The 22,673-nt window shown below is 62.3% G+C and carries 24 protein-coding genes; 10 read left to right on the top strand and 14 right to left on the bottom strand.

Annotation, left to right across the window (positions count from 1 at the left end):
• Positions 1-43: 43 nt before the first annotated feature.
• Positions 44-1,033 carry a hypothetical protein gene (locus RYZ20_RS11610; RefSeq protein WP_317673646.1) on the top strand — a complete coding sequence of 330 codons (990 nt, stop codon included), beginning with the start codon at positions 44-46 and terminating at the stop codon, positions 1,031-1,033.
• A 76-nt stretch (positions 1,034-1,109) separates the two neighbouring features.
• Here the strand turns inward: RYZ20_RS11610 and RYZ20_RS11605 are convergent, their stop codons facing one another.
• From RYZ20_RS11605 to RYZ20_RS11595, 3 genes are all read right to left on the bottom strand, one after another.
• Complete coding sequence (locus tag RYZ20_RS11605; protein WP_317673644.1) at positions 1,110-1,433, bottom strand: DUF6280 family protein; 324 nt, start codon at positions 1,431-1,433, stop codon at positions 1,110-1,112.
• Between the two features lie 335 nt (positions 1,434-1,768).
• Positions 1,769-2,512, bottom strand: a complete 744-nt coding sequence (gene ygfZ, locus RYZ20_RS11600; protein WP_317673642.1) for a CAF17-like 4Fe-4S cluster assembly/insertion protein YgfZ — start codon at positions 2,510-2,512, stop codon at positions 1,769-1,771.
• A 47-nt stretch (positions 2,513-2,559) separates the two neighbouring features.
• Entirely contained in the window at positions 2,560-4,278 is a 1,719-nt protein-coding gene (locus RYZ20_RS11595; protein WP_317673640.1) for an ABC transporter ATP-binding protein, read from the bottom strand.
• Between the two features lie 183 nt (positions 4,279-4,461).
• Between RYZ20_RS11595 and RYZ20_RS11590 the strand changes: the two genes are divergently transcribed.
• Positions 4,462-5,664, top strand: a complete 1,203-nt coding sequence (locus RYZ20_RS11590) for a pyridoxal-phosphate-dependent aminotransferase family protein (protein WP_317673638.1) — start codon at positions 4,462-4,464, stop codon at positions 5,662-5,664.
• Here RYZ20_RS11590 and RYZ20_RS11585 read toward each other — a convergent pair.
• Complete coding sequence (locus RYZ20_RS11585; RefSeq protein ID WP_317673636.1) at positions 5,655-5,834, bottom strand: hypothetical protein; 180 nt, start codon at positions 5,832-5,834, stop codon at positions 5,655-5,657. The two genes, RYZ20_RS11590 and RYZ20_RS11585, sit on opposite strands and share 10 nt — an antisense overlap.
• Positions 5,835-5,927: 93 nt before the next feature.
• A complete protein-coding gene (locus RYZ20_RS11580; protein WP_317673634.1) occupies positions 5,928-7,034 on the bottom strand; it encodes a pyridoxal phosphate-dependent aminotransferase in 1,107 nt (368 codons plus the stop codon).
• A gap of 121 nt (positions 7,035-7,155) precedes the next feature.
• On the opposite strand from RYZ20_RS11580, the gene RYZ20_RS11575 reads away from it, so the two are divergent.
• A complete protein-coding gene (locus RYZ20_RS11575; protein ID WP_317673632.1) occupies positions 7,156-7,941 on the top strand; it encodes a crotonase/enoyl-CoA hydratase family protein in 786 nt (261 codons plus the stop codon).
• Here the strand turns inward: RYZ20_RS11575 and RYZ20_RS11570 are convergent, their stop codons facing one another.
• The 4 genes from RYZ20_RS11570 to RYZ20_RS11555 all read right to left on the bottom strand — a co-directional run bounded on the left by RYZ20_RS11570 (position 7,942) and on the right by RYZ20_RS11555 (position 12,681).
• Entirely contained in the window at positions 7,942-8,277 is a 336-nt protein-coding gene (locus RYZ20_RS11570) for a DnaJ family domain-containing protein (RefSeq protein WP_317673630.1), read from the bottom strand. It lies immediately after the preceding gene.
• Entirely contained in the window at positions 8,277-11,312 is a 3,036-nt protein-coding gene (locus RYZ20_RS11565) for a valine--tRNA ligase (RefSeq protein ID WP_317673628.1), read from the bottom strand. The genes RYZ20_RS11570 and RYZ20_RS11565 overlap by 1 nt, the downstream gene beginning before the upstream one ends.
• Positions 11,313-11,408: 96 nt before the next feature.
• Complete coding sequence (locus RYZ20_RS11560; protein WP_317673626.1) at positions 11,409-12,179, bottom strand: VOC family protein; 771 nt, start codon at positions 12,177-12,179, stop codon at positions 11,409-11,411.
• 70 nt (positions 12,180-12,249) lie between these two features.
• Complete coding sequence (locus tag RYZ20_RS11555) at positions 12,250-12,681, bottom strand: Lrp/AsnC family transcriptional regulator (RefSeq protein WP_317673624.1); 432 nt, start codon at positions 12,679-12,681, stop codon at positions 12,250-12,252.
• A gap of 225 nt (positions 12,682-12,906) precedes the next feature.
• Here RYZ20_RS11555 and RYZ20_RS11550 point away from each other — a divergent pair, with 225 nt between their 5' ends.
• Complete coding sequence (locus RYZ20_RS11550; protein ID WP_317673622.1) at positions 12,907-14,052, top strand: type III PLP-dependent enzyme; 1,146 nt, start codon at positions 12,907-12,909, stop codon at positions 14,050-14,052.
• 140 nt (positions 14,053-14,192) lie between these two features.
• Positions 14,193-15,380, top strand: a complete 1,188-nt coding sequence (locus RYZ20_RS11545) for a DUF2235 domain-containing protein (protein WP_317673620.1) — start codon at positions 14,193-14,195, stop codon at positions 15,378-15,380.
• Here RYZ20_RS11545 and RYZ20_RS11540 read toward each other — a convergent pair.
• The gene (locus RYZ20_RS11540; protein ID WP_317673618.1) at positions 15,282-15,767 is read right to left on the bottom strand and encodes a PaaI family thioesterase; all 486 of its coding nucleotides are present in this window, start codon (positions 15,765-15,767) and stop codon (positions 15,282-15,284) included. The genes RYZ20_RS11545 and RYZ20_RS11540 overlap by 99 nt on opposite strands.
• Positions 15,768-15,892: 125 nt before the next feature.
• Positions 15,893-16,759, bottom strand: a complete 867-nt coding sequence (gene metF, locus RYZ20_RS11535; RefSeq protein ID WP_317673616.1) for a methylenetetrahydrofolate reductase [NAD(P)H] — start codon at positions 16,757-16,759, stop codon at positions 15,893-15,895.
• 91 nt (positions 16,760-16,850) lie between these two features.
• Between metF and RYZ20_RS11530 the strand changes: the two genes are divergently transcribed.
• The 3 genes from RYZ20_RS11530 to RYZ20_RS11520 all read left to right on the top strand — a co-directional run bounded on the left by RYZ20_RS11530 (position 16,851) and on the right by RYZ20_RS11520 (position 19,304).
• Positions 16,851-17,756: a LysR family transcriptional regulator gene (locus RYZ20_RS11530; RefSeq protein ID WP_317673614.1), complete on the top strand. Its 906-nt coding sequence runs from the start codon at positions 16,851-16,853 to the stop codon at positions 17,754-17,756.
• 61 nt (positions 17,757-17,817) lie between these two features.
• Positions 17,818-18,609 carry an inositol monophosphatase family protein gene (locus RYZ20_RS11525; protein WP_317673612.1) on the top strand — a complete coding sequence of 264 codons (792 nt, stop codon included), beginning with the start codon at positions 17,818-17,820 and terminating at the stop codon, positions 18,607-18,609.
• Positions 18,610-18,710: 101 nt separating this feature from the next.
• Positions 18,711-19,304 carry a hypothetical protein gene (locus tag RYZ20_RS11520; RefSeq protein WP_317673610.1) on the top strand — a complete coding sequence of 198 codons (594 nt, stop codon included), beginning with the start codon at positions 18,711-18,713 and terminating at the stop codon, positions 19,302-19,304.
• On the opposite strand, the gene RYZ20_RS11515 is transcribed toward RYZ20_RS11520, so the two are convergent.
• Positions 19,301-19,996, bottom strand: a complete 696-nt coding sequence (locus RYZ20_RS11515; protein WP_317673608.1) for a glutathione S-transferase family protein — start codon at positions 19,994-19,996, stop codon at positions 19,301-19,303. The genes RYZ20_RS11520 and RYZ20_RS11515 overlap by 4 nt on opposite strands.
• Positions 19,997-20,107: 111 nt before the next feature.
• Between RYZ20_RS11515 and mscL the strand changes: the two genes are divergently transcribed.
• A complete protein-coding gene (mscL, locus tag RYZ20_RS11510) occupies positions 20,108-20,536 on the top strand; it encodes a large conductance mechanosensitive channel protein MscL (protein WP_317673606.1) in 429 nt (142 codons plus the stop codon).
• Positions 20,537-20,581: 45 nt separating this feature from the next.
• Here mscL and ald read toward each other — a convergent pair whose 3' ends face one another.
• On the bottom strand, positions 20,582-21,700 hold the full coding sequence (ald, locus tag RYZ20_RS11505) for an alanine dehydrogenase (RefSeq protein ID WP_317673604.1): 1,119 nt from the start codon (positions 21,698-21,700) through the stop codon (positions 20,582-20,584).
• Positions 21,701-21,847: 147 nt separating this feature from the next.
• Here ald and RYZ20_RS11500 point away from each other — a divergent pair, with 147 nt between their 5' ends.
• Complete coding sequence (locus RYZ20_RS11500) at positions 21,848-22,306, top strand: Lrp/AsnC family transcriptional regulator (protein WP_317673602.1); 459 nt, start codon at positions 21,848-21,850, stop codon at positions 22,304-22,306.
• Between the two features lie 76 nt (positions 22,307-22,382).
• Here the strand turns inward: RYZ20_RS11500 and rpsU are convergent, their stop codons facing one another.
• Positions 22,383-22,589: a 30S ribosomal protein S21 gene (rpsU, locus tag RYZ20_RS11495; RefSeq protein ID WP_011748553.1), complete on the bottom strand. Its 207-nt coding sequence runs from the start codon at positions 22,587-22,589 to the stop codon at positions 22,383-22,385.
• Between the last annotated feature and the right edge of the window lie 84 nt (positions 22,590-22,673).

Raw genomic sequence — 22,673 nt, 5'->3', positions numbered from 1 at the left:
GGGCTGGACAGGTGCGCAGGCTCGCAGCAGGATGGTAAACATGATGTCAGATCCGCGTACCAATATCGAAGTTGAAGATGTTCTGTCCTCCATCCGGCGCCTGATTTCGCAGGATGCGGCGGTTCGTCAGTCCCCCGTCCCGCATCGTTCGGCCTCCGGTGAGGCGTTGGAAGACGATGCTCCGATGCTGGTGTTGACGCCAGCACAGCGGATCAGCGCGGAGTGCGAGGCGGAGGATGTCTCGACTGACGTGGACGCGGCCCCTTGCGGCGATCTCGGGGAAGAGCTGACCCGACTGGAAGCGACGATTGCCGAAATGGAAGCTGTTGTTGCCGAAAGCCCTGTGGACTTCGAGCCAGAGCAGGGGGATGCTTTCGCACCGGAAGGAACCGAGCCTTTGCAGGAATTGCCCGAAACCTTCGACGAGACCCGGTTCGAGCCGGTCGAAGGCGCAGCGCAAGAGACGGCGATCGTTTTCGAACACAGCCCGCCCGAAGCCGAAGAGGAGCAACTCATGACCGAGGAGGAGCCGGATCGGGCCGCCTTGGCGGACGATGGACTTCCGCCGCTGGAAGAAGCCGAGATTGTCGACGAAACGGCTCTGGACGATGCTGACCCCGACTTGCAGGACGAGGCCTGGGCGCAATCAGCTAGCGACGACTGGGCCGAAGACCTGCGCGAGGAAGCTGAGGCGGCGGTTGAAAGCCTTGCGATGGGCGCGGTGGCAGACGAGCTGCGGCACCTGACGCTGGAGGATGCGCAGGAAACCGGGAACGAGCACGAGCCTCGCATGTCCAGCTATGACGAGATGCGCGAAGACCTGGCGCTGGAAGAGGCGCTGGACATGGATATTGCATCGGACGGGATGGATGGCAGCGCGCTTCCGTTTGATGCCGAAGATCTGCGGGACATGGTCGCGATAATGATCCGCGAAGAATTGCAAGGGACGCTCGGCGAGCGGATCACGCGCAACGTGCGCAAGCTTGTTCGTCGCGAGATCCAGCGCGCGCTTCTGAGCCGCGATATGGAGTAACGGCGCGTCCTGTGCCTGAGAACGAGAACGGCGCGCCAATGGCGCGCCGTTCTCGTTTTGAAAGACAGTCCGTCGCTTATGCGGCTTCGGCGTCATCCAGTGCCGCCATCCGGCGTTCGCTCTCTTCGCGCGAGAGCGCAACCGAGGTGCGGACACCTTTCGACACAAATTCCATCAGCCCTTTGACCACCCGCTCGTTCGGGTCGATGCCCGCACAAGACAGCACTTCGCGACCATCGCGCGAGCGCGCCCAACGGGCGATCTGTTCCGGCCCGTTGCCGTATTTCTTGTCATCGGCAATCGCATCATCCAAGGCAGCAAGCACCACCGCGGCAAACAGTTTGCGCGCGCGCTGGCCTTGTTCGTAGTTGAAGGCCGAGCCGTCTACGAAGTCGCGCATTCCTACTGTCCTTTATTCTTGCTCTTGAATTTCGGCGTGAAGGGCAAGTAAAGCGTTTTGCCCCCGATTCGATATGCCTCTGGCTGCATAGCACATATGCGATGAGCGCATACCTTGGATTGGTTAATACTTGATCTTGTTGGGTATCCCCCTGAAGACCGACCACATCTAGACACGAAAAACCTGTTTTCAAGGTGAATATTTGCATTTGTTGCAAAATCGCTGAGAAAAGCAGCGTTTTTGAAAATGGGTCGGTGCGGCCCTTCGCCGCGATTTTGCCCTGGATGCCTGTTGGCGCTAACGTGATTGTGAGCGAAAAGCTGGCGCGAGGGGCGTCAGATCACCCGAATAGCTGCGGTTTGGGCTTGCAATTCCCCGTCGATGCGGTCGAGCCGCAGGTAGGCGAGGCCCGTTCCGCCGGCCTGCGTATAGAGTGTTCCGACTGTTTTCGGACCGGAAGACCCCACTGAAACGATCTCTGTCCCGACCGGCACGGGGGCTGAAACCGACACCTGAACCAGCCCTTTGCGCAGTTCGGTCTTGTGCTTCATGCGGGCGGTGACTTCCTGCCCGACGTAGCAGCCCTTGCGAAAATCGACGCCGTTCAGGCGCTCGAACCCCATTTCAAGGATATAGCTGTCGGGGGTCAGCTCGATCCCGCTTGCGGGGACGAGATGGGCGACCCGAAGCGCGTCCCAATCGGTGCCGTCGTCGCCCTCGACGTCACCGTAAAGACGCCAGCCCATCGCGGGGGAGCGCGGGTCTGCAAACGCGCCCTCGGGGGGCGTGCCCGTGCCGCGGAACACATGCAGCGGACTGGGAGAAATCGTGGCATCCGCGCGCAGCTTATACATCGACAGCCGCTTGATGGTCGCCTCGGCCAGATCGCGGTCGACGTCCAGAAGGATGCTCTCGCCCCATGGGATCAAAAAGAAATCGGCCAGATATTTTCCCTGCGGCGTCAGAAGGGCCGCATAAACCGCGCCATCCTTCAGTTTGCGCAGGTCATTGCTGACCAGCCCCTGAAGGAAATGCTCGCGGTCCTTGCCGCTGATTTCATAGATCGCACGTCCGGCCATGGCTGCCTCGTTTGTCATTGCCTTGCAGATATAGGGTCGGTTCGGGCTTACTCAACCAGTTGCATCCGGCAGAGCGCGGCATAGGCTCCGTCGCGGGCCAGCAGCGCGTCATGCGTGCCTTCCTCGGCCACGCGGCCTTCGGTGAGCACGACGATCTTGTCGGCCTTGCGCACGGTGGACAGGCGGTGCGCGATGACCAGCGTGGTGCGCCCATGCGCCAGATCGTCAAGGGCGGCGGCGACCTTGCTTTCAGAGGCCGTATCCAGCGCCGAGGTCGCCTCGTCCAGAAGAAGGATCGGTGCATCGCGGTGCAGGGCGCGCGCGATCGAGACCCGCTGGCGCTGCCCCCCCGAAAGTGCCGAGCCGCGCGGGCCGACGCGGGTGTCCAGCCCTTGCTGCATCGTGCCAAGGAACTCTTGCACATGGGCCGCGTCGAGGATGCGGCGGATGTCCTCGTCCGAGGTGTCGGCGTGGCCCAGCAGGATGTTCTCGCGGATCGTGTCGTCAAAAAGCGCAGGTTCCTGCGAGACCGAGGCAAACCGCGCCCGCAGATCGGTCAGATCCATATCGCGCAGGTCGGTGCCGCCAAGGGTGATCCGCCCGCTGGTCGGGTCGACGAGACGGGTCAGCAGGCTGAAAACGGTGGTCTTGCCCGCGCCTGAGGGGCCGACAAGGGCGGTGGTCTTGCCCTGCTCGGCGGTGAAGCTCAGGCCATTCAGCGCGGGCTTGTCGCCGTAGGACAGATGCACGTTATCCAGAACCAGCGTGCAATCGGCAGGCACGGGCTTGGGCTGCGCGGGCTGGCGCACGGCGGGCACCATATCGAGAAGGGTATAGATCCGCTCAAGGCTGGCGGCGGCGGCCTGCCAGTTGCCGACCGCATTACCAAGGCGGCGCAGCGGTTGAAACGCCAGAGCGATGGCGGTGAAGAAGGACATGAACTCGCCCACGGTGCGCTCGCCGCCGATGATCTGCGCGCCACCAAACACCAGCACCAGCAGGAACCCGAGGCCGGTGATGATGTCGATCAGAGCGGGGATCGTCGCGTTCGAGCCGTCCATCTTGACCTGCTGGCGGCGAAGCTTGTCGATCTCGCGGGCGTAGCGGTCGGCCTGATACGCCTCGATCTGATACAATTTCACCGCGTTGATGCCGTGAAAAATCTCGTCCAGATGGGTGACGCGCGCGCCGGTTTCTTCGCGCAGGTAGCGGTTTTTCTTGCGCAGGTAGCGCTGCGCGATGGACACGGGCACAACCAGCAGAGGCACCCCCAGAACGGCCAGTAGAGTCCAGATCGGATCAATCGAGATCGCCACGCCGAAAAGCGCGATCAGCGACATGACATCTCGCCCGCCGCCGGTGATGAAATTACGCCACACGCCCTGCACCTGAAGCGCATCGCCTTGGACGCGGTTGATCAGATCGCCGGGCGAGTTTTCGATGAAATACGCCTGATCGAGCCGCAGGATCTGACGTAAAAGATCAGCCTGTATCCGCGTCGAGGTTTTCAGCGAGACATTTGTCATCACCACGCGCGAGAGCACCGAAACGATGCCGCGGATCAGGAACAACGAGAAAATCGCGCCGCCAACAAGCGGGATCATATCGGCGCGTTTTTCGGTGAAGACCAGATCGAACAGCGGCTCCAGCAGCCAGCTCAGCGCGCCAAGGGTCGAGCCGTCGATCAGCATCAGCACCAGCGCCACCGACATCATCGGCAGGTGCGGGCGCAGGTAGTCGCGCCACATCCGGCGGAAAAGCGTCATCGAAGAGTGGTCAGCCGAAGGGTTTGCCAAGTTGGGCCTGCTGCATAAGGCGCACGCGCGCGGTTACGCACGGGTCTAGCCCGACCCGCCCCGTCACGCAAGCGCGGGCGGATTGACGCCCGCGCGACGCCTCGCTACCGATACAGGGGTCGGCAGGTGCCGATGACCTTCCCGGAGCCTCTGATGCCGCTTTCTCATGGACGTCCCTATCTTGCCATTCCCGGTCCGTCGGTCATGCCCGACCGCGTGCTGCGCGCGATGCACAGGGCAGCACCGAATATCTATGCGGGCGAACTGGTCGATCTGACGGCGCGGGTGATTGCCGATCTGCGCCGCGTGGCGATGTCTTCGAGTCATGTTGCGATCTATATGTCGAACGGGCATGGCGCGTGGGAGGCGGCGATCTCGAACGTGTTTTCGCGCGGCGACAAGGCACTGGTGCTGGTTACGGGGCGGTTCGGCGAAGGCTGGGCGCATCATGCGCGCCAGATGGGTGTCGCGGTCGAGACGATCGACTTCGGCCTTGCCTCGCCCGCCGATCCGGCGCGGCTTGAGGCGGCCTTGCGTGCCGATACCGCGCATCAGATCAAGGCGGTTCTGGTCAGCCATGTCGATACCGCAACATCCGTGCGCAACGATATTCCCGCGATGCGGGCGGCAATTGATGCGGCGGGGCATCCGGCGCTTTTGCTGGTGGATTGTATCGCCTCGCTCGGGTGCGACGAGTTTCGCATGGATGACTGGGGCGTCGATGTGATGGTCGCGGCCAGCCAGAAAGGGCTGATGGTGCCGCCGGGTCTGGGGTTTGTCTGGTTCTCGGACAAGGCGCTGGAGGAGGGGCGCGCGGCCGATCTGCGCACGCCCTATTGGGACTGGACGGCGCGCGCCTTCCCCGAGTTTTACTACCAGCATTTTGGCGGCACTGCGCCCACGCATCATTTGTTCGGGCTGGCCGAGGCCTTGCCGATGATCCTTGACGAAGAAGGTCTTGCGCAGGTCTGGGCGCGTCACGGAGCGCTTGCCCGCGCGGTCTGGGCTGCGTTCGAGGCTTGGGGGCAGGGCGGTGATCTGGCCCTGAACATGCCCGATCAGGCCTGTCGTGCCCATTCGGTAACGGCGGCGCGGATCGGCTCTGGCGGCGCGGGGCAGCTTCGAAAATGGGCCGAAGAGGTAGCGGGCGTTACCCTTGGCATCGGTCTTGGGATGGTGCCCTTCGGCGATCCGCGTGAGGGGGATTTCCTGCGCGTCGCCCATATGGGGCATGTGAACGCCCATATGACGCTTGGCGTTCTGGGGGTTATGGAGGCGGGGCTTCAGGCGTTGAATATCCCCCACGGCAAGGGCGGTCTGGCCGCCGCCGCAGGGGTTCTGGCGGTTCAGGCCTGACCGGACTTTTCGATCCAGTCGAGCATCCAGTCCAGATCGGCCGAGGCTTCGGCGGCGGTTTGGTCTTGAAGCCGTGCCATGCTTGTCACCGGCGTTTCGGCATAGGCGCCGAAGGCCAGTGCGAAGGCCAGGGGGCTTAGGATTGCGGTGCGCTTCTTTGCTCTGCTCATGATGGGTTCTCCCTTTTGGACAGGGAGTAACGGGCAGCACCCTTGCGCGCAAATCACCAGCGCGCGAGGGATGCGTGATCGGTGGAATAGCGCCTAGCCGCGCGCTTTTGCCAAGGCGCGCGGCAGTGCCTCGGCCAGAATGCCCAAATCGGTATCAGGCGCGCAGGAGATGCGGATGCAGCGATCCATCGGCGCCGCGCCCGGCATCCGCACGAAAACGCCCTCATCCGCCAGCGCTTGCAGCACCGCGCGGGCGAAGGCTCCGTCCTGCCCGCAATCGACCGCGACGAAATTGGTGGCCGAAGCCAGCGGCACCAGCCCGTTGTCGCGCGCAGTCTGCGCGATGCGGTCACGCGCGGCGGCAATCAGGCGGCGCATGAAGCTGGCCCAGGTCGTGTCTTGCAATGCGGCCAAGGCGCCCGCCTGACTGATCCGGCTCATCCCGAAATGGTTGCGGATTTTGTCGAAGCTCTGGATCAGATCGGGCGCGCCGATCGCATAGCCCACGCGCGCACCTGCCAGGCCATGCGCCTTTGAGAAGGTGCGCATACGGATGACCCGCGGGTCGTTCGGGTCGATCTGCGGCGCGGTGCCGTCGGGAGCGAACTCGATATAGGCTTCGTCCAGCACCAGAAGGCTGCCCTCGGGGAGGCGTTCGATCATCCGCTCGATGGTGGCGGCGGGGTGATGGCTGCCCATCGGGTTATCGGGATTGGCCAGATAGACAAGCTTCGGGCGGTGCAAAAGCGCGGCCTCGATCAATGCGTCAGGGTCTTCGAAATCGCCCGCATAGGGGACCATCTCCAGCCGTCCGCCAAAGCCCGTGACATGAAAATTGAAGGTCGGATAGGCGCCTAGCGAGGTGACGACTATATCGCCCGGCGCGATCAGCATCCGCACCAGATAGCCCAAAAGCCCGTCGATCCCTTCGCCCACAGCGATATTTTCGGGCGTGCACCCAAGATGCGCAGCCAGCGCGGTTTTCAGATCATGGTTGGTCGGGTCGCCATATTGCCACGCCTCCCCCGCCGCTGCAGCCATTGCGGCAATTGCGCGGGGGCTGGGGCCGAAGCCGTTTTCATTCGCGCCAAGGCGCGCGCGAAAGGGCTGTCCGGTGGTGCGCTCGATGGTCTCGGGGCCGACAAAGGGCACCGAGGAGGACAGGGACGAGACAAGCGGGGTGTAGCGAGGACCAGTCATGAGTGCAGGCGTAGGGCATGACCTCGCGTCGGGCAAGCGTGTTTCGTTGCGTCAGGCCGCGGCTGAGGGGCTGGGGGGGCGCGTTTGAACGGCTATAGTTTGGGAAACAGCGGAGGGGATGATGGATCGGGTTACTGTTGAATGGCAAGGTGGGGTCGCGCTGGTGCGGCTGAACCGCTCTGACAAGATGAACGCGGTCGATATGGAGATGATCGACGCGGTTATCGCGACCGCCGGGGAGCTGACCAAGCGCCCCGATCTGCGCGCCGTCGTGCTGACGGGGGCGGGAGAGGCCTTTTGCGCGGGGCTTGATGTGGCGATGTTCTCGGTTCTTGCGGGCGGCGATATGGAGGCGCTGATCATGCCGCGCACGCATGGGACGGCCAACCGGTTCCAGCAATTCTCGCTGGCGTGGCGTGCGCTTCCGGTGCCGGTAATCGCCGCGCTGCAGGGGGTGGCCTATGGCGCGGGGCTGCAACTGGCGATGGGGGCCGATATGCGGATCGCGGCGCCCGGGACGCGCCTGTCCGTGATGGAGATGAAATGGGGGCTTATCCCCGACATGGGCGGCATGGTGACCCTGCCCGAGCTGGTCCGCGCCGATGTCTTGCGCCGCCTGACCTACACGGCCGAGCCCGTTTTGGCGGCGCAGGCCGAGCAATGGGGGATGGTGACCGAGATTGCCGACGATCCGCTGGCGCGTGCGCTGGAACTGGCGCAAGGGATCGCCATGCGCAGCCCCTCGGCGATCCGCGCGGCCAAGCGGTTGGTGTCGCTGGCCTACACGGCGGATGAAGCGGCGGTTCTGATGGCCGAAAGCCGCGAGCAGACCGATCTGATCGGCAAGCCCGACCAGATGGAGGTCATCGCCGCCAATCTGCAAAAACGCGCCCCGAATTTCGGTTGATCAGCCTTTCAGAAACTTGCGCCGCGCCTCTTCGGCAATCGCCTGTTTCATCATCAACTCAGAAAGCCGCGCCATTGCGGCTTTCTCGTTCTCGGTGCCCTTGGCCGCCTCCAGTGCCTCACGCGCGGCTTCGACCTGCTTTTTCAGGGCGATCTCTTCGGGCAGGACGCCCGCCGCGGCCATCATCCGAAAGCCCACAGCCTCGCCCGCGCTCAGATGCGCTTCGCCCGAGCGGTCGGGCAGGGGTTTCCCCTCGCCCGCCAGTTTTTCCATCTGGCCTTCGGTCCGTGCCTTGAGCATCCGTCGTTCTGCCAGACGCTCAAGCCAGTTTGCCATCAGCCAAGCTCCGCCAGACGTTTGACGGCCTCGGCCACCTTGCCGGCCTCTTCCTCTTTCAGCGCCAGCGCCTCACGGGTTTCCGTGATGACCTCTTCTTCGGCTTTCTCAAGGAATTTCGGGTTCGACAGACGCCCGCTCAGGCCGCCGATTTCCTTTTCCATCTTGGCCAGAGCCTTTTCAAGCCGCGCTTTCTCGGCGCCGATGTCGATGACGCCCTCAAGGGGCAGGCCAAACAGTGCACCCTGCGCGGGGATCGAGATCGCGCCTTTCGGGATCGCCGTTTCGGTGATGCTGTCGATGCGCGCAAGGCGGAAGATCAGCGCCTCGTTACGGGCAATCGCGGCGCGGGCGGCCTCGTCTGCCTCGGCCAGAACCATCGGCAGTTTCAGGCCAACCGGCACACCCATCTGCGTGCGCGAGGACCGGATCGCCTCGATCAGTTCGATCACCCAGTTCATCTCGCGGTCGGCGGCTTCGTCCACCAGATCGGCGGTGGTGTAGCCGGGCCAGTCGGCATGGACGAGCATCTTCGCGCGCTCGCCCGTCAGTTCCCACAGCTCTTCGGTGATGAAGGGCATGACCGGGTGCATCAGGACGTAGGACTGATCCAGCACCCACCGCATGGTTTCGCGCGTCTCGGCGGCGTGCTCGCCATCGAACAGCGGTTTGGCGAATTCGACATACCAGTCGCAGACCTTGCCCCAGACAAAGGCGTAAAGGCCAAGGGCGGCCTCGTTGAAGCGGTAGGCGCCGAAGGCCTCGTCCACCAGCTCGCGGATTTTCGCGGTCTCACCGATGATCCACTTGTTCACGGTGTGCGTGGGCTGCGGGATGCCTGCGACGGGCGCGCCCTCGAACACGCCGTTCATCTCGGCAAAGCGGGTGGCGTTCCAGATTTTCGTGCCGAAGTTGCGATAGCCCGCGATCCGGTCTTTCGAGAGCTTGAGCACGCCGCCGATCGAGGCCATCGCCGCATTCGTCATGCGCAGCGCGTCGGCGCCGTATTCGTCGATGATCTCCAGCGGGTCGATGACGTTGCCCGTGGTTTTCGACATCTTCTTGCCCTTCTCGTCGCGGACAAGTTGGTGCAGGTAGACGGTGTGGAAGGGGATTTCGTCGACGACGGCAAGCTGCATCATCATCATCCGGGCGACCCAGAAGAACAGGATGTCAAAGCCGGTCACAAGGACGTCGGTCGGGAAGTATTTCGAGGTGCTCTCGTCCCAGTTCGGCCAGCCAAGCGTGCCGATCGGCCAGAGGCCCGACGAGAACCAGGTGTCGAGCACGTCGGGGTCGCGGATCAGTTCAATCGCTGCGTATTTCCCGTCGCCGTCGCTGAAAATAAGTCCTCTGTTCAGATTCAGAACCGCCTCGACAAGGCCGTCCTCTTCCTCGGCAAGCGAAACATCAATCGGGCCCAGAAGATCGCGATAATACGCCTGTGCCTTCGCCAAAGCATCAGTCCCCGTGGGCGCGCAAAACGGGATGAGGCCGGTCGTCACGGTGCCAGTTTCGTCGAATGCCGGACCATACCACACCGGGATCTGGTGGCCCCACCAAAGCTGACGCGAGATGCACCACGGCTCGATGTTTTCCAGCCAGTGGAAATAGGTCTTTTCGCCCGCTTCGGGCATGATCTTGGTGCGGCCGTCGCGCACGGCGTCGAGCGCCTTGCCGACGATTTTCTCGGCATCGACATACCACTGGTCGGTCAGCATCGGCTCGATCACGACCTTGGAACGATCCCCGAAGGGCTGCATGATCGGCTTGTTCTCGACGTAGGGCACAAGGGTCTCGACCTCGTTGCCTTCGTCGTCCTTCACCAAAGCGGTCGTCATCACGGCCAGCCCTTCGGCGTTGATCTGGTCAACCACCGCCTTGCGGGCGTCCATCCGGTCGAGGCCGCGCAGTTCCTCGGGGATGAGGTTCAGCGTGTCGATCTCGGCCTCGGTAAAGGAAGCGCCGCGCGAGATTTCCATCGCACGCTTGGCGCAGTCTTCATAGCTGGCGCCATCGGCCCGCATCGCGCCTTTGGTGTCCATCAGGCGATACATCGGCAGATTGCCGCGCTTGGCGACCTGATAGTCGTTGAAGTCATGCGCGCCGGTGATCTTGACCGCGCCCGAGCCGAAGGTCGGATCGGGGTATTCGTCGGTGATGATCGGGATCAGGCGGCGGTGCTCTTTCGGCCCCACCGGAATTTCGCACAGCATCCCCACGATCGGGGCGTAACGCTCGTCCGACGGGTGCACGGCCACTGCGCCATCGCCCAGCATGGTTTCGGGCCGCGTCGTCGCGATGGAAATGTAATCGCGGGTCTCGCGCAGGGTGACGTTGCCGTCTTCGTCTTTCTCGACATATTCGTAGGTGGCGCCGCCCGCGAGCGGGTATTTGAAGTGCCACATATGGCCCGCGACTTCGATGTTTTCGACCTCAAGGTCGGAAATCGCGGTTTCGAAATGGGGATCCCAGTTCACCAGCCGCTTGCCGCGGTAGATGAGACCCTTGTTATACATCTCCACAAAGACCTTGATCACGGCATCGTGGAAGTTGCCCTCTTCGCCCGCCGGTGCATTGGGCGCACCCGACATGGTAAAGGCGTTGCGCGACCAGTCGCAGGACGAGCCAAGGCGCTTGAGCTGGTTGATGATGGTCGAGCCATACTGGCCCTTCCATTCCCAGACTTTCTCAAGGAAGGCGTCGCGGCCCATGTCGGTGCGCTTGGGCTGGCCGGTCTTGGCGAGTTCCTTTTCCACCATGAGTTGGGTCGCGATGCCCGCGTGGTCCTGTCCCGGCTGCCAGAGCGTGTCGAAGCCGCGCATCCGGTGCCAGCGCACCAGAATATCCTGAATCGTGTTGTTGAAGGCGTGACCGACGTGGAGCGCGCCCGTGACGTTGGGTGGCGGGATCATGACGCAGAAGGTCTCGGTGCGGGACGCATTCGCCCCCGCCTTGAAGGCGCCTGCCTCTTCCCATTTGTCATAGATGCGCTTTTCTGCGGATTGCGCGTCGAAGGTCTTTTCCATCGTCATCAGTCACGTCCTTTTAGGGCTTGAGCGCTCTTTAGCGCGCAGACCCTGCAAGGAAAAGCCTTAGACGCCTGTCCGGCCTCGAAATGCGGCGTAAAATCAGGGTTTCGGGCCGACAATCGCGAACCATGCGCCCTGCGGGTCTTGCGCGACGCAGATCAGCGCGGGGCCGGGAACCTCGACGGGGCCGTGTGAGAGGGTGCCGCCGTTGCTGCGGATAGCCTTGATCGCTGCTGCCACATCATCGACCCCGAAATAGGGCAACCAGTTCGGGACGGGGGCGGGGCCAAGCCCCATCATGCCGCCGATCTGCGCGCCGTGATGGGTGAAGAGGTGGTATTTCCCCATCGCGCCCATATCCATCGCCTGATCGGGCGCCCATCCCAAAAGCCGACAATAGAAGGCCATCCCTGCCTGAGGGTCGGTGCTCATCAGTTCCAGCCAGTTGCCATGCCCCGCCGCGCGCTGATCCCATGCGCCGCCTTCGGGGGGCGTGTCCATCGGTTCGGGTTCGAGGATGCCAAACACCGCGCCCTGCGGATCGGCCAGCACCGCGAATTGGCCCGTTCGCGGAATGACGGTCGGCTCTTGCAGAACATGGCCGCCCGCCTCGGCCACATCCATCGCTGCCGCCTCGCAGTTGTCTACGGCGAAATAGACCAGCCAATTGGGGGGCACGCCCTCGGGACACATCTCAAGCGGCATCATGCCCGCAACCATATCCTTGCCCGCGCTGGCAAGGCGGTATTCGAAATCGGGCATAACGCTATCGCTGGTTTTCCAGCCAAACACCGCCCCATAGAAAGATTTTGCAGCATCAAGATCGCTGGTTGCCAGTTCGAACCAGCACGGCGTTCCATGGAATGACATTTGCCCCTCCTGTCAGTCTCTCGGGCCAGTCTACCACGGGGCGGGGCTGCGGGCGCTATGATTCGACGGGTTATACCGCTCGGTCGAGTTTCGTCGTCAGATGAATCAGGCTTTCCGAGTTCTGCACGCCGGGCAGGGCGCCCACCTCGTCCAGCACCTTGTCGAGTTGCGGTGTCGAGTTCGCAGCAACCTGCAAAAGCAGGTCAACGCGCCCGGAGGTGGTGGAAATCCGTTCGATCTCGGGGATGGATTTGAGCTTCCCCAGAATCGCGGGCTGCGCCTTGAGGTCGATCTCAAGCAGAACCGTTGCGCGCAGACGGCCCGCGCGCGCCGCCTCGCCCAGCTTCACCGTGTAGCCCGCGATGACGCCGCTGGTCTCCAGCCGCTCCAGCCGCGCCTGTATGGTCGAACGCGCGACCTTAAGGCGCCGCGCCATCACCGCGAGGGAGATACGTGCATCCCCCGAAAGCAGCCCGAGAATCGCGCGATCTAGGTCATCCATGCAACACCTATCAATTTGACCGGAAATTTCGTCATTATAACGATATTTCGCGTTATTTTTGCTCTTTCGCTCGGTGCATTTGTGCATCATATGGCGCAATATGAAAAGACAGGAAAAGGGCGGCTCATACGTACCTTGCCTGGTTGGTTGAAACGCGTAAGCGCGCTCCCAACCCGCACAGGGGCAAGAGGTGGCTGCCACTCATTTGGCGAAGGAGAAAGCCTTATGGGACTGTCGAAGACTATCTGGGCGAACCCGGTCGAAGTGATCCGTAACAAGCAACCCGACCATCCGGTTCTGGTGTTCTCGCCTGCGGTTCTGCAAGCGACGGCGCACCGTTTTATCAAGGGCTTTCCGGGGCTTGTGACCTACGCGGTCAAATCGAACCCCGAAGAAATGGTGATCGAGAACCTCGTGGCCGCCGGTGTGCGCGGCTTCGATGTCGCCTCGCCCGCCGAGATCGAGATGATCTCGCGCCTCGCGCCCGGTGCTGCGATGCACTACCACAACCCCGTGCGTTCGCGCGCCGAGATCGCCTATGCGGTCGAAATGAACGTGAAGACCTGGTCGGTCGATTCGATCTCCGAGCTGGAAAAGCTGATCGAGCTGGTTCCGGCGCAAGGGCGTGAAATCTCGGTGCGCTTCAAGCTGCCGGTGAATGGCGCGGCCTATAACTTCGGTGCGAAATTCGGTGCGACCGCCGAGCTGGCGGCGGTGCTGCTGTCGCGCGCGGCGGCGGCGGGCTTTATCCCGTCGCTCACCTTCCATCCGGGCACGCAATGCACCGATCCGGCGGCTTGGGATACCTATATCCGCACCGCCGCCGAGATTTGCCAGAATGCGGGCGTGCAGGCGCATCGTCTGAACGTGGGTGGCGGCTTCCCGAACCACCGCACGCAAGGTCCCGCGCCCGAGCTTGAGGCGATTTTCGCGCTGATCGACCGCGTGACCGGCGAAGCCTTTGGCGAAAACCGCCCCGCGCTGGTGTGCGAGCCGGGCCGCGGCCTGGTTGGCGACGCGTTCAGCCATGTGACCCGCGTCAAAGCGGTGCGTGACGGCGTGCATGTGTTCCTGAATGACGGCGTTTATGGCGGTCTGGCCGAGCTTCCGCTGGTCGGCAATATCGACCGGATCGACGTTTACTCGCCCGAGGGGCTGCGTCGCGAGCGAAATGCCGATCCGCGGATCGTCTTTGGCCCGACTTGCGATTCCGTTGACCGGCTGCCCGGTGAAGTGCCGCTGCCGGCGGACCTGCAAGAAGGCGATTTCGTCGTGTTCCGTGGTATGGGCGCCTATTCGACGGCAACCAACACGCGCTTTAACGGCTTTGGCCAGCTTGAGATCGTGACCGCTCTGTCGCTGGGGGCGTAAGCGCCCCTCGCCAGAGTGTGACGCGCTCTGCCGCGACTTCGCCATAACATTGTTAAGGTTCTTCCCCTATATTGGGGGGAGTTAACCAATGGTGCGGCGATGTTCGAGGATACCTCTTTCCGCCGCCGTGAGGGACCGCCATGCGCGGCCTGATCGAGCGGTTCATGCTGGCGCTGCGGCGCCTGCCGGGGTGGTCCCCAATGCCGGGGCCAAGCCCGCGCAAGGGGCGCGAGCCGGTCGATCATGTAATCCTGCTGGATGGCACATTGGGGTCGCTCAAACCCGAGAAGATCACATCCATCGGGATTCTTTATCATTTTCTGCGTCGCGCGGCTCCGCGTCTGTCGCTGTATTACGGCAAGGGACTGCAATGGCGCGAATGGCGCGATCTGTCCGAGGTCTGGCTGGGCTGGGGGGTGGATCGTCAGATCGAGCGCGCCTATGGCTGGCTGGCCTCGCGTTATCGCCCCGGCGACCGGATCTATCTGATTGGCTATTCGCGGGGCGCCTTTGCCGCGCGCTCGCTGGCGGGAATGATCGGGCAGATCGGACTTTTGCGCAGCGAAGAGGCGATCGAGCGGCATGTGATAGCGGCGTGGCGCCTGTATGAAGGACAGGGGACGGATGATACGGTGGCCGAGTTTCGCGCCGCCCTCTGTCACCCCGAAACCCCGATTGAGCTTGTGGGCGTGTTCGATACCGTGATGGGGCTGGGGATCCAGTTGCCGGTGCTCTGGATGCTCTCCGAGCCGAAATACCGCTTCCATAACCACCACCTTGGCCCGCATGTCCGCTTTGGCGCACAGGCGTTGGCACTGGATGAAACGCGCTCGATCTTTGAGCCGCTGATCTGGGATTCGGACGAAACCGGGGCCGACCGGATCGAACAGAAATGGTTTCGCGGAAGCCATGCCGACATCGGTGGTCAGCTTGGCGAGGCAGAGGAGGCGCGCGCCTTGGCCAATATCCCGCTGGTCTGGATGATCGGGCGGATGCAGCGGGCGGGTATTCCGTTGCCCGACGGCTGGGCAGAGCGGTTTGAAACCGATGTGAGCGCGCCTTCGGTCGGGACGTGGCACGGTGTCGGGCGGCTGTTCTGGCTGCGTGCGCCGCGTGTCGCGGGGCGTGACCCTTCGGAAAGCCTGCACCCGAGCGCACTGCAACGGTCGGGCAAACCCAAGGCCAACCTGCGCCCGCATCTTAAAGCGGCCTTTATGCAGGTGTCGGGGTCAGTTCGGCGTCCCCATGATAAAGCAGGTGGTGGTTCCGGTGGCGTAAAGGCGGCCATCCTCGACGCCGCGAATCTCGCCGCGCGCGACACCGGTTGAGCGCCCAAGATGCTCCAGCGTGCCGATGGCGCGCACCTGCGCGCCAGTCGGGATCGCGCGGATCATGTTGACTTTGTATTCCAGCGTCGTCTGGTATTGCCCCGCCTTGAGGCCAGTCATTACCGCGCAGGTCATGCAGGTGTCCATGATCGTGCCATACCAGCCGCCATGAATGCCTCCGTAGGCGTTGGTATGCTCGAACTCGGGACGCCCCAGAACCTCGACCCGCCCCTCTTCGGCGCTGGTGATTTCGTAATTCATCAGGCGTGCGAGCGTCGTTGTCGGCAACTCCCCCGCTACGATCTTCTGCATGAACTCCAGCCCTGAAATTTCCTTCAGCGCGTCAAGCGTCATGAAATCGGCGGGGCTTTGCGCAAATTTGGCCATGGTCGTCTCCCTTTTGCCGCGAGGTTAGCGCAGCCTCGGGCGGGCGAAAGGGGGCAGGCAAAGTGCCGTAGCGTCACAAAGAAAAAGGGGCCGTGATGGCCCCTTCAAGGTGGGAGTTTCCAGTCTCAGGCAACGTTCTCAAGCGTGACTTGCGGCTGCAGGCCAAGCGCGAAGCAGACGTCGCGTGTCAGGCCCGGGCGGTTGAGGGTGTAGAAGTGCAGGTCTTCCACACCGCCCGCGATCAGATCGTCGCAAAGCTCGGTGCAAAGGGCGGTTGCCAGCAGTTGTTCGCGGTCGTCGCGGGTGGCGGCTTCGAACGCCTCTTCGACCCATGCCGGGATCGAGGTGCCGCAACGAAGTGCGAAGTTTTTGGCGCCCTTCCACGACTGGATCGGCAGGATGCCCGGAATGATTTTCGCGTCGATGCCCTCTTTTTCGCAGGCGTCGCGGAAGCGGAAAAAGGTCTCTGCCTCAAAGAAAAACTGCGTGATCGCCGAGGTGGCGCCCGCTTCGACCTTGCGCTTGAGCCATTTCACATCGGCCAACGTATCGGCGGCTTCGGGGTGCGGCTCGGGGTAGGCGCCGCAGCGGATATTGAAGCGGCCATCCTGCGCCAGCGTCTCGATCAGTTCGACCGACGAGGCAAACCCTTCGGCGTGCGGCTGAAAGCGGGCAGCCCCCTTCGGCGGGTCGCCACGCAGCGCGACGATCTCGGTCACGCCGGCTTCGGCATAGGCATCGACGATCTCTTTCGTCTCGGCTTTGGTCGCATCGACGCAGGTCAGGTGCGCGGCGACGTTCAGCCCGTAATTGGCGTGGATCGCGCCAACGGCCTCATGGGTCAGTTTGCGCGTGGTGCCGCCAGCCCCGTAGGTCACCGACACAAAGTTCGGGTTCATCGGCGCCAGCGCCTGCACGGTTTCCCAAAGGCGGAAAGACGCATCAAGCGATTGCGGCGGGAAGAACTCAAAGCTGATGTTCGGAGTGGTCATGGCGGTATCCTTTCGTTGCACCCCTTGTGCCCGAATGTTTTGTGTGAGACAAATTCATAATTCTCACAATCTTTATGAGTCAGACAGCAAGATGCATCTGGAATTCCGGCACCTGCGCACGATCAAAGCCATCCACGATGCGGGCGGATTGGCGCGTGCAGCCGATGTTTTGCACATCACGCAAAGCGCCTTGTCCCATCAGATCAAGGGGTTAGAGGATCAGGCGGGGGTCGAGCTGTTCGTGCGGCGCTCAAAGCCGCTTAAATTGTCTTCGGCGGGGATGAAGCTGTTGCGTCTGGCCGAGCATATCCTGCCCGAGATCGACGCGGTGGAAGAAGAGTTCCGCGCGCTGCGTGAAGGCCGTGCGGGGCGGCTGCATATCGCGATCGAATGCCACGCCTGCTTTGACTGGCTGTTCCCTGTGCTGGAGCAGTTCCGCCGCGCCTGGCCCGAGATCGACGTCGACATTCGCCCGGGGCTGGCCTTCAACGCCATGTCCGCACTGATGCGCGAAGAGGTGGATCTGGTGATTTCCTCGGACCCTGAAAAGCTGGATGGCGTGACCTTTAACCCTCTGTTCGACTATCATCCGACTTTTGTTGCCGCCGCCAATAACCCGCTGGCCGAAAAACCATTTGTCGTGGCCGAGGATTTTGCCGACCAGACCTTGATCACCTATCCGGTGGATCGCGGGCGGATCGACATTTTTACACAGCTTCTGATGCCTGCGCGGGTTGAACCCAAAGCGCACAGACAGGTCGAACTGACTGCCGTGATCCTGATGCTGGTGGCCTCGAACCGCGGGGTTGCCGTGCTGCCCGACTGGGTGCTGCGCGAGGTGAAATACCAGCCCGATTATATCACGCGCCCCGTCACCGAAGGCGGTCTGACCAAGCGCCTGTATGCCGCGACCCGCAGCGAGGATGCGACCGAACCCTATATGGCGCATTTCCTGCGGTTGGCGAGAACCGAGCCGGTTAAGCTGCAACGCGCCTAAACCTCTTGGAATCCTGCGCGCACGCGTGTAAGGCACGCGCTTGAACGTAAGGAGCCCTCCGATGCAAGGCAGCGCAAACCTCAACCTGATGATCAAGGCCGCACGCAAAGCAGGCCGCACGCTCGTCAAGGATTTCCGCGAAGTCGAAAACCTTCAGGTCTCGGCCAAGGGGCCGGCGGATTTCGTGACCAAGGCCGACCGCGAAGCCGAACGCATCATCAAGGAAGAGCTGCGCGGCGCGCGTCCGTCCTATGGCTGGGTGGGCGAGGAAACCGGAACCGAAGAGGGCGAAGACCCGACACGCCGCTGGATCGTGGACCCGCTGGACGGCACCACCAACTTCCTGCATGGCCTGCCGCACTGGGCTGTCTCGATCGCCCTTGAACACAAAGGCGAAATCGTTGCGGGCGTCGTGTTCGACGCGGCCAAGGACGAGATGTATTTCGCGGAAAAAGGTCTGGGTGCCTATATGAACGAGACCCGCCTGCGCGTGTCTGGGCGCCGCAATATGATGGAAGCTATCTTCGCGACGGGCATTCCGTTCGGTGGGCGTGGCACGCTTCCGGCGACCTTGCAGGATTTCGCACGCCTGATGCCGCAATGCGCGGGTGTGCGTCGGTTCGGTTCTGCCTCGCTGGATCTGGCCTATGTTGCCTCGGGTCGTTTCGATGGTTTCTGGGAACGCGGCCTGAAGATCTGGGATTGCGCAGCCGGGCTGATTCTCGTGAAAGAGGCAGGCGGCTTTGTCGGACCGATCCGCGAAGGGCAGGATATGCTTGAAAGCGGGTCTCTGATCGCGACGAACGCCGAGATGTTCGCGCCGCTCACCAAGATATTGCGTCAGCCCGCCTGATACTCCACCACCAGAGGTAGGCGCGCGGGAACGGTTTTCGTTCACGAGTTGTTCACTATGATCTGACAGCTTTGTTCCGTCACTAGCACGGGGATAAAGCAATGGCTCAGGTCCACAACTGGACGCGCATCAGCAACTATCTGACACCGGTCGGGGGTGGGCTGCCCTTGCAGGGGGTCTCCGTGATGGTCGAGGAACTGGCGCAGCTTATCGGCGATGCGGCTTTCGTCGAACAGGCGGATATGGCCGCTCGCAAGCGAATTTCCCAGCTAGAGGATATGCTGGCGGCCTGCGAGCAGGATCTTGACGGGCAAGAGGGGGAAGCCGCCCGCGAATTGGACAGTGCGATTGCCGATTTGCGCGAGGAGCTGGCCTATCACCGGAACCTTGCGTTGCTGGACGCGGCCTTCCGTGAGGATCAGCGCGATGCGATCCGTGCGCGGCTGGAGCGGTTTCGCGAGGGTGTGCGAAATGCGATTCATCGCGAAGCGCCCCTTGAAATCGCGGGGGCGATCCTGATGCGTGAGGATCTGGATGCGCTACTGCGCATCATGATGACCTGCGATGCCGAGCAGATTTTCCGCATCGCGCGGATGCAGGCGGCCGGGCCGGACAGTGAGTGGCTGCGCGCCGATGGCAGCGGGCCGCGTCTGATGGCAGGGCACGCGACGGGCGCGCCCTGCCACGAAGTTTAATCTCGCGCGGGGATGTTCAGGCCGCGCTGCACTGCCGGGCGGGCGAGAAAGCGATCGAGATAGGCCGGAACATTCGCCAGCTTGCCCCATCCGGTCAGATCCGTGACCTGATACATATCGCGCAGGGTGCGTAGCCAGGGTGCGATCGCAATATCGGCAATCGAATATTCGCCCGCGATCCATTCGCGCCCGTCAAGCGCGCCATCCAGCACCTTGAGCAGACGTTCGGCCTCGGCGCGGTAGCGTTCTTTCGGGCGGGGGTCCTCGATCTCGCGACCGGCGAATTTGTGGAAATACCCAAGTTGGCCGAACATCGGTCCCAGGCCGCCCATCTGGAACATCAGCCATTGCAGGATTTCATAGCGCTTTGCCTCGGGCAGAAGCTGGCCCGTTTTCTCCGCCAGATAAATAAGGATCGCACCGCTTTCGAAGAGCGGCAGGGGGGCGCCGTCCGGGCCGTTCGGGTCGATGATCGCGGGGATCTTGTTGTTCGGGTTGAGCGACAGAAACTCGGGCGTCATCTGGTCGTTTGCGTCAAAGCGCACCAGATGGGGTTCGTAGGCCAGCCCGGTTTCCTCTAGCATGATCGAAACCTTTACGCCGTTCGGCGTCGGCAGCGAGTAAAGCTGAATGATCGACGGGTCGTGGGCGGGCCAACGGGAGGTGATCGGGAAGGAAGAGAGATCGGTCAAGGGGAATCTCCGGGCATTTTGGACAGTGAATTTGCGTTTGTGCGGCTCTATTCGAAAATGGTAACGTTCGGCACTTCGGGCAAGACCCGCGTGAGAGTAAAGGGGCAAATAATGATTCAAGAGTTCAAGAACTTCATTGCCAAGGGCAATGTTATGGATATGGCCGTCGGTATCATCATCGGCGCGGCCTTCACCGCAATTGTGACCTCGCTTGTGTCGGATCTTCTTAATCCGGTCATCGGGCTTGTGCTGGGCGGAATCGACTTCACCAATATGTATGCGGTGCTTTCGGGTGATGTGCCTGATGGTTCCAGCCTTGATGCTGCGCGCGAGGCAGGGGCTGCGGTCTTTGCCTACGGCGCGTTCCTGACGGCTGTCATCAACTTCCTGATCGTCGCCTTTGTGGTGTTCCTGCTGGTCAAGGCGGTGAACCGCGTCAAAGAAGCGACCGAGACGCCGGAAGAGCCTGCGCCCGCTGCGCCTGCTGGTCCGTCGGAACTGGATGTTCTGCTGGAAATTCGCGACGCGCTGAAGAAGTAAGCGATTGGATGCCCCGGCCCGCACACGCAGGCCGGGGCGTTTGTTTCAGAGGCCGAGGACCTCTTCGGGGGTAACCGAATTGAGGCCAAGCGCCTCGCCCACGGGCGGACAGGTCAACTGGCCAGCGTGGATATTCAGGCCCGCGCGCAGATGCGCGTCGTCGATGCAGGCCTGCTTCCAACCTTTGTCAGCAAGGGCCAAAACGAACGGCAGCGTGGCGTTGCCAAGAGCTTGCGTCGCGGTGCGGGCGGCCGCGCCCGGCATGTTTGCGACACAGTAGTGAATGACGCCGTCCACTTCGAACACCGGGTCTTGGTGGGTTGTCGCGTGAGAGGTCTCAAAGCACCCCCCTTGGTCGATCGCGACATCGACAATAACGGCGCCGGGCTTCATCGTCGAAAGCATCGCGCGGGAAACGAGCTTCGGCGCTGCTGCACCCGGGATCAGCACAGCGCCGATCACCATATCGGCCTCGGCCACCTTTTCCGCCAGCGTCGCCGCCGAGGAATAGGCAGTGCCGAACTGGCCGCCAAACATATCGTCCAACTGGCGCAGACGCGGCAGCGAACGATCAAGAACCGTGACATCGGCCCCCATTCCGGCGGCCACGCGGGCCGCATTGGTGCCGACGACGCCGCCGCCGATCACCACCACCTTTGCCGGTGCAACGCCGGGCACGCCCCCCATCAGAACGCCTCGACCACCATTGGCCTTTTGCAGTGCCCATGCGCCCATCTGCGGCGCGAGCTTGCCCGCAACCTCGGACATCGGTGCCAGAAGCGGCAGCCCGCCCATGCGGTCGGTAACGGTTTCAAAAGCGATGCAAACAGCGCCTGATTTCAGCAGGTCCGCCGTTTGTTCCGGATCGGGCGCAAGGTGCAGATAGGCGAACAGAAGCTGACCGGGGCGCAGCATTGCGCGCTCTGACGGTTGGGGTTCTTTCACCTTCACGATCATATCGGCGCTTGCGAAAACCGCAGCCGCATCCGGCACGATCTGGGCGCCAACGGCCTCGTAGGCCGCGTCATCATAGCCCGAGCCAAGCCCCGCGCCGCTTTCGATCAGCACCTCATGCCCGTGTGCGACAACTTCCTGCGCGGCTTCCGGCGTCAGGCCGACGCGAAATTCCTGCGCTTTGATTTCACGGATGCTTCCGACTTTCATTCTACCCTCCCTGGGGGCTTGTATGGTGTTCTTCATGAACTGTGACGGATTTCGTGAAGAATGTGCTTGGAAAAATACACCTCGATAGGGTAGGAGCTTGGAATGATCGCCGTCATTATTGAATATTAGTCGAAGAAAGTTGCGCATATGACGCTAGATGCCACAGATCGCCGCATTCTGACGGTGCTGCAGAAACAGGGCCGGATTTCGAATGCCGAACTGGCCGAGCGGGTCAACCTGTCGGCCTCGGCCTGCCACCGACGTGTGCAACGCCTTGAGGACGATGGCTTTATTCGCGGCTATGTCGCTCTGCTTGATCGCCGCAAGATGGAGCGCCCGACGACCGTCTTCGTCGAGATTACCCTATCGACGCAAGCTGACGAAGTGCTTGATTCTTTCGAGCGTGAGGTGCGCAAAATCCCCGATATTCTGGAGTGTCATCTGATGGCCGGCACGGCGGATTATCTGCTCAAAGTGGTCGCTGCCGATTCCGAAGATTTCGCACATATCCACCGTGCCAAGCTCGCGCGTCTGCCCGGCGTTGCGCAGATGAAGTCCAGCTTTTCACTGAAATCGGTGGCCGACAGCACGGCTTTGCCGGTCTGAAGCGCACGAAAAAACCCCCGGTGGCGTGCCACGGGGGTTCCTCGTTGCGGGCGAACCCGCCAGCATTATCAAACGCTTAGAGAGCGCCTTCGCGCTGGGCCTTCTTGCGTGCCAGTTTACGGGCACGGCGGACGGCTTCAGCTTTCTCGCGCGCTTTCTTAACGGACGGCTTCTCGAAATGTTGCTTGAGCTTCATTTCACGGAAAACCCCCTCGCGCTGAAGTTTTTTCTTCAGAGCACGAAGCGCCTGTTCGACGTTGTTGTCGCGAACGCTGACCTGCATGTGGTGTCACCACCTTCCTAAGTTAGAGTTGCATCAATCTGCAGGAAGCGGCCATATAGCAAAGCCCGACTTTTATTACAACTC

Source organism: Pseudothioclava alba, assembly GCF_033100795.1.
Taxonomy (GTDB): domain Bacteria; phylum Pseudomonadota; class Alphaproteobacteria; order Rhodobacterales; family Rhodobacteraceae; genus Pseudothioclava.
The sequence above is the reverse complement of the archived record's forward strand: the minus strand, read 5'-3'. Positions and strand labels throughout refer to the sequence as shown.